At 71.8% G+C, this 8651-nt stretch carries 8 protein-coding genes; 5 read left to right on the top strand and 3 right to left on the bottom strand.

All coding sequences use genetic code 11. From position 1 onward, the window contains the following. Positions 1-150: 150 nt before the first annotated feature. The 5 genes from tig (at position 151) to VG276_05025 (ending at position 7258) form a co-directional block, all read left to right on the top strand. Positions 151-1539: a trigger factor gene (gene tig / locus VG276_05045; GenBank protein HEV8648771.1), complete on the top strand. Its 1389-nt coding sequence runs from the start codon at positions 151-153 to the stop codon at positions 1537-1539. Between the two features lie 31 nt (positions 1540-1570). Next, a complete protein-coding gene (gene clpP, locus VG276_05040; GenBank protein HEV8648770.1) occupies positions 1571-2212 on the top strand; it encodes an ATP-dependent Clp endopeptidase proteolytic subunit ClpP in 642 nt (213 codons plus the stop codon). 95 nt (positions 2213-2307) lie between these two features. After that, positions 2308-3585 (top strand): ATP-dependent Clp protease ATP-binding subunit ClpX, encoded by a 1278-nt coding sequence (gene clpX / locus VG276_05035; GenBank protein HEV8648769.1) that lies wholly within the window; start codon positions 2308-2310, stop codon positions 3583-3585. A 95-nt stretch (positions 3586-3680) separates the two neighbouring features. Further along, a complete protein-coding gene (locus VG276_05030) occupies positions 3681-4097 on the top strand; it encodes a hypothetical protein (GenBank protein ID HEV8648768.1) in 417 nt (138 codons plus the stop codon). Between the two features lie 431 nt (positions 4098-4528). Next, positions 4529-7258 (top strand): valine--tRNA ligase, encoded by a 2730-nt coding sequence (locus tag VG276_05025; GenBank protein ID HEV8648767.1) that lies wholly within the window; start codon positions 4529-4531, stop codon positions 7256-7258. 24 nt (positions 7259-7282) lie between these two features. Here the strand turns inward: VG276_05025 and VG276_05020 are convergent, their stop codons facing one another. From VG276_05020 to VG276_05010, 3 genes are read right to left on the bottom strand one after another with little or no spacing between them, the layout of a single operon-like run. Further along, a complete protein-coding gene (locus VG276_05020) occupies positions 7283-7618 on the bottom strand; it encodes a hypothetical protein (protein ID HEV8648766.1) in 336 nt (111 codons plus the stop codon). Beyond that, entirely contained in the window at positions 7611-7796 is a 186-nt protein-coding gene (locus tag VG276_05015) for a hypothetical protein (protein ID HEV8648765.1), read from the bottom strand. The genes VG276_05020 and VG276_05015 overlap by 8 nt, the downstream gene beginning before the upstream one ends. Further along, positions 7790-8488, bottom strand: a complete 699-nt coding sequence (locus tag VG276_05010; GenBank protein HEV8648764.1) for an amino acid permease — start codon at positions 8486-8488, stop codon at positions 7790-7792. Before VG276_05010 ends, VG276_05015 begins: the two co-directional genes overlap by 7 nt. Positions 8489-8651: the final 163 nt, after the last annotated feature.

Raw genomic sequence — 8651 nt, 5'->3', positions numbered from 1 at the left:
GCGGCGGTCCGGCCGGAGTGGGCGGGTATACTGACGGGCGCCTGCCCGCCTTGGGCGCTTCTCCTCGGTCCGGCGCCGTTGCACCTCGGGCCGGTGCTCCTTACCCAGAACATCCATCGATCCCGCCGTACCCGTCCTCCGGAGGCATCCGTGCGTAGCACCGTCGAGCCTGTCGAGCCCACCAGGCTGAAGCTGAACATCGTCGTGGAGCCTGACGAGCTCAAGCCCGCCATCGACCGGACCGCCCGCCGCCTGGCCAGCGAGGTCAAGGTGCCCGGGTTCCGCAAGGGCAAGGTGCCGCGCCAGGTCATCGAGGCCCGCATCGGCCGGGACGCCCTGGTCGCCGAGGCGATCGAGCGCGAGGCGGTGCCCGAGTTCTACGCCAGGGCGGTGGAGGAGCACGGCGTCGAGCCGCTCTCCCGGGCCCAGGTCGAGCCGCCCTCCTACAAGGACGGTGGGCCGCTCGAGTTCTCGGCCACCGTCGAGGTCAAGCCGGAGCTCGACCTGCCGCCCTACCGCGGCGTCCAGGTGGAGCGCCCCGAGCTCGAGGTCACCGACGAGATGGTCGACCAGCGCATAGACCTGATCCGCGAGCGCTTCGCCCAGCTCGAGGTCATCGGCCGCCCCCTGGCGGCCGGCGACTACGCCCAGATCGACCTGCACGCCTCCCGCCATACCACCCGGATCCCGGAGCTGACCCGGACCGACTTCCTCTACGAGGTTGGCTCGAACCGCATCGTGCCCGAGCTGGACAACGAGCTGGAGGGCACCCGCAAGGGCGACATCCTCCGCTTCACCGTGGAGCTGCCCGAGGGCCTGGCCAACGAGGAGCTGTCCGGCAAGGACGTCACCTTCCAGGTCCTGGTCAAGGAGGCCAAGGCCAAGGTCCTGCCCAAGCTCGACGACGACTTCGCCCAGGAGGCGAGCGAGTTCGACACCATCGGCGAGCTCCGCGACGCCGAGCGCGAGCGCCTCGAGCAGGCGGTCTCCGAGCAGACCGCGGCCGAGCTGGAGACACGGGTGCTCGGCGCCTACCTCGAGATGGTCGAGGTCCCGCTGCCCGCCACACTGGTGCGCGACGAGCTGTCCTACCGGGCCAACCGCTTCGCGCAGCAGCTCGCGATGATGCAGACCACGCTGGACCAGTACCTGGAGGCTACCGGCTCCACGTCCGAGCAGGTCGAGGCCGACCTGCGCGCCCAGTCGGAGCGGGCGGTCAAGGCGCAGCTGGTGCTGGAGGCGGTGGCCGCCGCCGAGGGAATGGAGGCGACTGCCGAGGAGGTCGAGGCGGAGGTGCGCCGCCAGGCCCAGCGGGTCGGTCGCAGCCCCGAAGAGATCCGCAAGGCGCTCGGCGGGGGGGACGGCAGCGTCATCCGCGGTGATATCCTGCGTACCAAGGCGCTCGCGTTCCTTGTGGAGCACGCCGAGGTTGGTGCTCCTGCAGGTGCGGGCGCGGTTGCGTCCATGGCGTCGACGGCTGCGGGGGAGGCCGGGGTCAGCACCACCGAAGCTCCCGACGGTGACGCTCGAGATTCCTAAGCCTTCACGGTTCCTCCAAGGAGAAGCAACGATGCAGCCCATCTCCGACTACCTGGTTCCGGTCGTCATCGAGCAGACCAACCGGGGCGAGCGGTCGTTCGACATCTACTCGAGGTTGCTCAAGGAGCGCATCGTGTTCCTTGGCACGCCTCTCGACGACACAGTGGCCAACCTGATCATGGCCCAGCTCCTCCACCTGGAGAGCGAGGAGCCCGAGAAGGACATCAACCTCTACATCAACTCGCCGGGCGGGTCGGTGACCGCGCTGCTCGCGATCTACGACACGATGCAGTACATCAAGCCCGACGTGGTCACGATCTGCATGGGCCAGGCCGCCTCGGCCTCGGCCGTGCTGCTGGCCGCCGGCGCCAAGGGCAAGCGCTTCGGCCTGCCCCACTCCCGGGTCCTGATCCACCAGCCCTCCGGGGGCGCCGAGGGCCAGAGCGTCGACATCGAGATCCAGGCCCGCGAGATCCTGCGCATGCGGCGCATGCTCGACGAGATCCTGGCCACCCACACCGGCCAGGACGTGGAGAAGGTCAAGCGCGACACCGACCGGGACTTCATCATGACCGCGGACGAGGCCAAGCGGTACGGCATCATCGACGACATCATCGAGAGCCGGCAGACGGCTGAGGAGCTGGTCTCCGCATCGGCCAACGGCGGCCGGTAAGGGCAGGGCAGGCGACTGGCGGGTCGTCACGGCGGACACGTACTCTCCATGCCGAGCGCAGACAGGTCGGGAACCGCACGAGGAGACTCGAACAGATGGCCAAGTTTGGAGACGGCGGCGACCTGTTGAAGTGCTCCTTCTGCGGGAAGTCGCAGAAGCAGGTCAAGAAGCTGATCGCCGGGCCTGGGGTCTACATCTGTGACGAGTGCATCGACCTCTGCAACGAGATCATCGAAGAGGAGCTGTCGGAGACCAGCGAGCTGAAGTTCGACGAGCTGCCCAAGCCGCGGGAGATCTACGAGTTCCTCAAAGACTACGTGATCGGGCAGGACGAGGCGAAGAAGGTCCTGTCGGTCGCGGTCTACAACCACTACAAGCGGATCCAGGTCGGGGCGGGCGCGGCCAGCGACGTGGAACTGCAGAAGTCGAACATCATCCTGCTCGGCCCGACCGGGTGTGGGAAGACCCTGCTGGCCCAGACGCTGGCCAAGATGCTGAACGTGCCGTTCGCGATCGCGGACGCGACCGCGCTCACCGAGGCGGGCTACGTCGGCGAGGACGTCGAGAACATCCTCCTGAAGCTGATCCAGGCGGCCGACTACGACGTCAAGAAGGCCGAGACCGGGATCATCTACATCGACGAGATCGACAAGATCGCGCGGAAATCCGAGAACCCGTCGATCACCCGGGACGTGTCCGGCGAGGGGGTCCAGCAGGCGCTGCTGAAGATCCTCGAGGGCACGACCGCGAGCGTGCCGCCGCAGGGCGGGCGCAAGCACCCCCACCAGGAGTTCATCCAGATCGACACCACGAACGTGCTGTTCCTCTGCGGGGGCGCGTTCGCGGGACTCGAAAAGATCATCGAGTCGCGGACCGGGCGCAAGGGGGTCGGCTTCGGGGCCGACCTCCGTCGTATCGGGGACAAGGACGTCGGCGAGATCCTGGCCAAGGTGCTGCCCGGGGACCTGCTCAAGTTCGGCCTGATCCCCGAGTTCATCGGACGGCTGCCAGTCATCTCCTCGGTCCACTCGCTGGACAAGTCGGCCCTGGTCCGGATCCTCGTCGAGCCCAAGAACGCCCTGGTCAAGCAGTACCGCAAGTTCTTCGACTTCGACGGTGTGGAGCTTGAGTTCTCCGACGACGCCCTCCAGGCCGTGGCCGACCAGGCGATCCTGCGGGGCACGGGCGCGCGGGGGCTGCGCGCGATCCTGGAAGAGGTGCTGCTCGACGTGCAGTACGAGCTGCCCTCACGGACCGACGTGCGCCGCTGCGTGATCACCGCCGACGTGGTGCTGCGCGGGGTGAACCCGACGCTGGTGCCCCGCGACCGGGAGACCGCGGCCGAGCGCACCCGCCGGGAACGCTCGGCCTGAGGGCATGGACGTGGGCGGCCCGGAGTTCATCTTCGGCGGCTTCGCCCTGCCGTCCCCGCTGACCCCCGGGGGGACTCGTGAGCCCGGGACGGGCGATGGCTGAGCGGTCCCGCCTGCTCGTCCGCCAGCTCGGCGAGGGTCTGCTCCGCGTCGCCGAGCAGACCGCCATCGTGGCCACTTGCTGCCTGCTCGGGGCCGGCCTGCTGAGCTGGGTCTTCGACCGCGGCTACGGGCGCAGCGCCGCGCTGGTCTGCGCGCTGGTGGGCGCCGGGATGATGTTCGGCGGCTCCTGGCGCAACGCGCCCATCGGGGTGCTGGACCGCCGGCGCAAGCGCGCCCTGGCCGAGCGCCGGCGCCAGGAGGCGCGCGACCCGGCCGCGCAGGCCCGCCACGAGGTCGAGGAGCGCCAGCCCCGCTCGGTCGTCTCGCCCGGAGGGGTCTCGAGCCTGGCCGGCGTCGTCGTGGTCCTGGTCGGCTTCATCGCCGATGCGGTCGTCGGGCGCACTCCCTGACCAGGGCGGGCGCTCCGGGAGCGGGCACATCCGGCCAAACGGTTCGAGCAGGGCGGCCAAACGGTTCGAGCAGGGCGGCCAAACGGTTTGGGGAACGCGGCCAACGGTTTGAGGAGAGCGGCCCCGAACCCGTACGCTGGTGTCCGGCGAGCTTCGAGAGGATGGTTGCGCACGTGAGCAGGTTCGCGGCCACGCTGGCGGCCCAGACTGCCTCGGCCCTGCGAGTACCCGCCTAGGCCCGTCCGTCCGGGCCTCGGGCCCGCAGCCGTGCCCGACACCTGCTCGCTGCAGCGCGCGAGGCCCCGCCGTATCGGCGTTTCCCGTTTCGCCCTGACCCGGCGACGACGCTGAGGAGCGTTCCCGTGACCGAATCGACAGGCGCCCGGCCGGCGCAGACCCAGAGCCAGCCGCGGGCCGCCGGGCGGCGCGAGCTGCCCAAGACCTACGACCCCAAGACGGTCGAGGAACCCACGTACCAGCGCTGGCTGGACGAGGACGTGTTCCGCGCCGACGCCCGATCGGGCAAGCCGCGCTGGAGCATGGCACTGCCCCCGCCCAACGTGACCGGCTCGCTGCACATCGGCCACGCCCTCGACCACACCTTCCAGGACTACCTGGCCCGCTTCCACCGCATGCACGGGTACGAGGTGCTGTGGCTGCCCGGCATGGACCACGCCGGCATCGCCACCCAGAACGTGGTCGAGCGCGAGCTGGCCAAGGAGGGCAAGACCCGCTTCGACCTCGGCCGCGACGCGTTCGTGGAGCGGGTGTGGAGCTGGAAGGCCGAGTCGGGCGGGCGCATCCTCGGCCAGATGCGCCGCCTGGGCGACTCGGTGGACTGGTCGCGCGAGCGCTTCACCATGGACGAGGGGCTGTCGCGCGCGGTGCGCGAGGTCTTCGTCAGCCTCTACGAGCAGGGCCTGCTCTACCGGGGCCAGCGCATCATCAACTGGTGCCCGCGCTGCCTGACCGCGCTCTCCGACATCGAGGTGGAGCACGAGGAGGTGCCGGGCGAGCTGGCCCACCTGCGCTACCCGCTCGCCGACGGCTCGGGCTGGATCGTGGTGGCCACCTCCCGGGCCGAGACCATGCTGGGCGACACCGCCGTGGCCGTGCACCCCGACGACCCGCGCTACCAGCACCTGATCGGCCGCACCGTGCGCCTGCCGCTGGTGGACCGCGAGATCCCGATCGTGGCCGACGACGCCGTGGACCCGGAGTTCGGCACCGGCGCGGTGAAGGTGACCCCGGCCCACGACCCCAACGACTACGAGATCGCCGAGCGCCACGGCCTCGAGAAGGTGAACATCCTCACCGAGGAGGCGGTCGTCAACGAGAACGGCGGGCGCTTCGAGGGCCTGGACCGGTACGCCGCACGCCGGGAGGTGAAGGCGGCCCTGGCCGAGCTCGGCCTGCTCGAGAAGGTCGACCAGGCGTCCCACTCGGTGGGCCACTGCTACCGCTGCCGCACCGAGGTGGAGCCGCGCCTGTCGCTGCAGTGGTTCGTTCGCACACGGCCGCTGGCCGACCAGGCCATGGCCGCGGTGCGCGACGGCCGGACCCGGTTCGAGCCCGAGCGCTACGCGGGGACCTTCTTCGGCTGGATGGAGTCGATCCGCGACTGGTGCGTGTCGCGTCAGCTCTGGTGGGGGCACCGCATCCCGGCCTGGTACTGCCCGGACGGGCACGTGACGGTGGACCGCGAGGACCCGCCCAAGTGCGCCGAGTGCGGCGCGACCGACCTGCGCCAGGACGAGGACGTGCTCGACACCTGGTTCTCGAGCGGGCTGTGGCCGTTCTCCACGCTCGGCTGGCCCGAGGAGACCGAGGACCTGCGCGACTTCTACCCGACCTCGGTGCTGGTGACCGGTTACGACATCATCTTCTTCTGGGTGGCCCGGATGCTGATGTTCGGCTGCCACTTCCAGCCCCCGACGCCCTTCGAGGTGGTGGCCATCCACGGGATGGTGCGCGACCGGGAGGGCAAGAAGATGTCGAAGTCGTTCGGCAACGTGATCGACCCGCTCGAGCTGATGGACCGCTACGGCACCGACGCGCTGCGGTTCGCGCTCATCCGGGGCGCCAACCCCGGGGCCGACGTGCCGCTGGCCGAGGAGTGGGTCGAGGGGGCCCGGAACTTCGCCAACAAGCTCTGGAACCTCGGCCGGTTCGTCCTCGCTGCGGCGCCCGACGGTACCGACACAGGCGCCCAGGCCGGGGGTCTCCCGACCCCGCACCTGAGGACCGGGGCGCTGGTCGGGGGTCTCCCGGCCCCGGACCTGAGGACCGGGGCGCTGGTCGGGGGTCTCCCGGCCCCGGACCCTGGGACCGGGGTGCTGGCCGACCGGTGGCTGCTCAGCCGGCTCGAGCGGACCCGGGCGGCCGCGACCGCCGCCTACGACTGCTACGACCCGGCCGAGGCCGCCCGCCTGCTGTTCTCGTTCGCCTGGAGCGAGCTGGCCGACTGGGCGGTGGAGCTGGCCAAGCCGCGGCTGGCACGCCGGGACCCCGGCGACGACGCCCGACGGGCCTGGGCCACCCTGGCCTACGCGCTCGACGCGACCCTGCGCCTGCTCCACCCGGTGATGCCGTTCGTGACCGAGGAGCTGAGCCGGGCCCTCACCGGCGCGCCAACCATCACGCTGGGGCCGTGGCCGGCCGAGCGGCCCGGCGACGCCGACGAGGCCGCCGAGGCGGACATGGCCGCCCTGCAGGAGGTGATCGCGGCCGTGCGCCGGTTCCGGGCCGAGCACCAGGTGCCCCCGGCGCGCCGGCCCCGCCTCACGATCTCCCCGGCCAGTCAGGCCCAGGCCGAGCTGTTCCTTGCCGAGGCCGAGAGCGTGCGCCGGCTCGCGCGGCTCGAAGCGGTCGAGGTCGGCCCGGCCCCGGCCGGCGGGCAGCCCACCGCCAAGCTCCTCGCGGGCGGCGCCGAGCTGTACCTGCCGCTGGAGGGACTGCTCGACCTCGACGAGGAGCGGGCCCGGCTCCGCAGGGAGCTGGACACCCTGGCCCAGGAGCGGGCCCGGGCCGGGGCGAAGCTGGCCAACCCGTCCTTCGTGGAGAAGGCGCCCGCCGAGGTGGTGGGCAAGGCCCGCGCCCGCCTGGCCGAGGTGGAGGAGGCCCGCACCGAGGTCGAGGCCCAACTCGCCGAGCTGGGCTAGCAGCGTGGAGGTCGATCTGCCCTGCTACGCTCGCGGTCCCGCCAGCTCCTTGGACCATGCCGACAGGGCGCGGATCGCGGCGGCGACCTCGGCGGGGACGGGCAGGCCGTGGGCGGTTGCCTCCACCCATAACCCCGACAGCAGTTGGGCCGCGCCCTGGGCGCCCAGGGCCAGCTCCCAGCGCGGCGTGGGGACTCCGGGCGGCCCCACCCGACCGCCCGGGGCGGTCTGCGTCTGGGACTGGCCGAAGACCTGGGCGGTGTGGACCGCCCTGGCCACCACGGGGTCCCACTCAGACGTGCCCGCGGTGGTACCAATCCCTGGGTCGGGCGGGTTGCCGTGCTTGGCTGGGTCAGTCATGTTGCCGCATGGCCTTGGCGCGGGCCATCCGCCGCTGGTGGGCGCGCTCGTCCTGCTGGTCGATCAGCAGCAGCGCGACGATCGCGAGCAGCCCGCCCAGGACGACGAGCCCGGTGACGACCGCGCCGGCGGTGTTCACACCGCCCGGCGCCAAGAGACAGGCAGCGCGCGTCACCATAGGGGCTGCTCCCCGGCCGGCCCTGGGTGGTGGGTGGGTGGGGGCTGGCTGGTCATCGCGGCGGGCTCGGTGAGCCGCATGAGCAGGTAGACGACCGCGCCGACCGCGACCGCGGCCAGAGCGTAGCCCTGGGCGGGGCGGAACTGGGCGGGGGCGAGCAGGATCACCAGCTCGACGCCGAGCCAGCCCAGCGCGCCGGCTACCACGGGGCGCTCCCAGCGGCCGAGCCGGAACGACGTCTCGTCCGGCTGGGTCAATGGGCGGTGGCGGGCGGCCCAGGCGTACAGCACGACGGTGGCGGTGTACAGGATCGCGGGCAGCAGGGTGGAGGCGGTGAACAAGGTGGTCAGCGCGTCGGGGTTGCCGCCCAGGGTGATGACGATCGCGGCGCTGGCGGCGGCGACCAGCGCGGTGGCCCCTGGTGGCCCGCCGGTCGCCCGGGGCACGCGGGCCAGGAGCTGGTGGGCGGGCAGGCGCTGGTCTCTGGCCATGGCCCAGGCCAGCCGGGAGGCGGTGGCCATGATGACGGTCCCGCAGGCGTAGATGGCCAGGCAGATGAAGCCCAGGAACAGCTCGATGCGCCCGCCGAGGAACCCCTTGAGGATCGCCGCGACCGGGGCGGTGTCGCCGGTGATGCGGTCGGGGGGGGGGTGGGGCACGCGTCGGGCCAGGCCAGCCTGGGCGCTGGTCATGTGGGGTGGAGCGATGGGGGTTGGGGGGGGGTCAGCCGCCCCGGTCCCGCGCCGGGGCGCACCCGGCACAGTCGGTACCGGCGGCGATGGCGCCCAGCACCACCGGGTGCAGCAGCCCGTTGCTGGCGACGGCCAGCTGCCCCTCCGCCCACGATCGGCCGGC

The organism is Actinomycetes bacterium (assembly GCA_036000965.1).
In the GTDB taxonomy this organism is placed as follows: Bacteria; Actinomycetota; CALGFH01; order CALGFH01; family CALGFH01; genus DASYUT01.
Note: the sequence above shows the minus strand (reverse complement) of the source record. Positions and strands in the feature narration are given on the sequence as shown.

Bases quoted from the DNA above. Each gene is read 5' to 3' on its own strand.
- clpP (HEV8648770.1), top strand. From the start codon at position 1,571: ATGCAGCCCATCTCCGACTACCTGGTTCCGGTCGTCATCGAGCAGACC.
- clpX (HEV8648769.1), top strand. From the start codon at position 2,308: ATGGCCAAGTTTGGAGACGGCGGCGACCTGTTGAAGTGCTCCTTCTGC.
- VG276_05030 (HEV8648768.1), top strand. From the start codon at position 3,681: ATGGCTGAGCGGTCCCGCCTGCTCGTCCGCCAGCTCGGCGAGGGTCTG.
- VG276_05020 (HEV8648766.1), bottom strand. From the start codon at position 7,618: ATGACTGACCCAGCCAAGCACGGCAACCCGCCCGACCCAGGGATTGGT.
- VG276_05015 (HEV8648765.1), bottom strand. From the start codon at position 7,796: ATGGTGACGCGCGCTGCCTGTCTCTTGGCGCCGGGCGGTGTGAACACC.
- VG276_05010 (HEV8648764.1), bottom strand. From the start codon at position 8,488: ATGACCAGCGCCCAGGCTGGCCTGGCCCGACGCGTGCCCCACCCCCCC.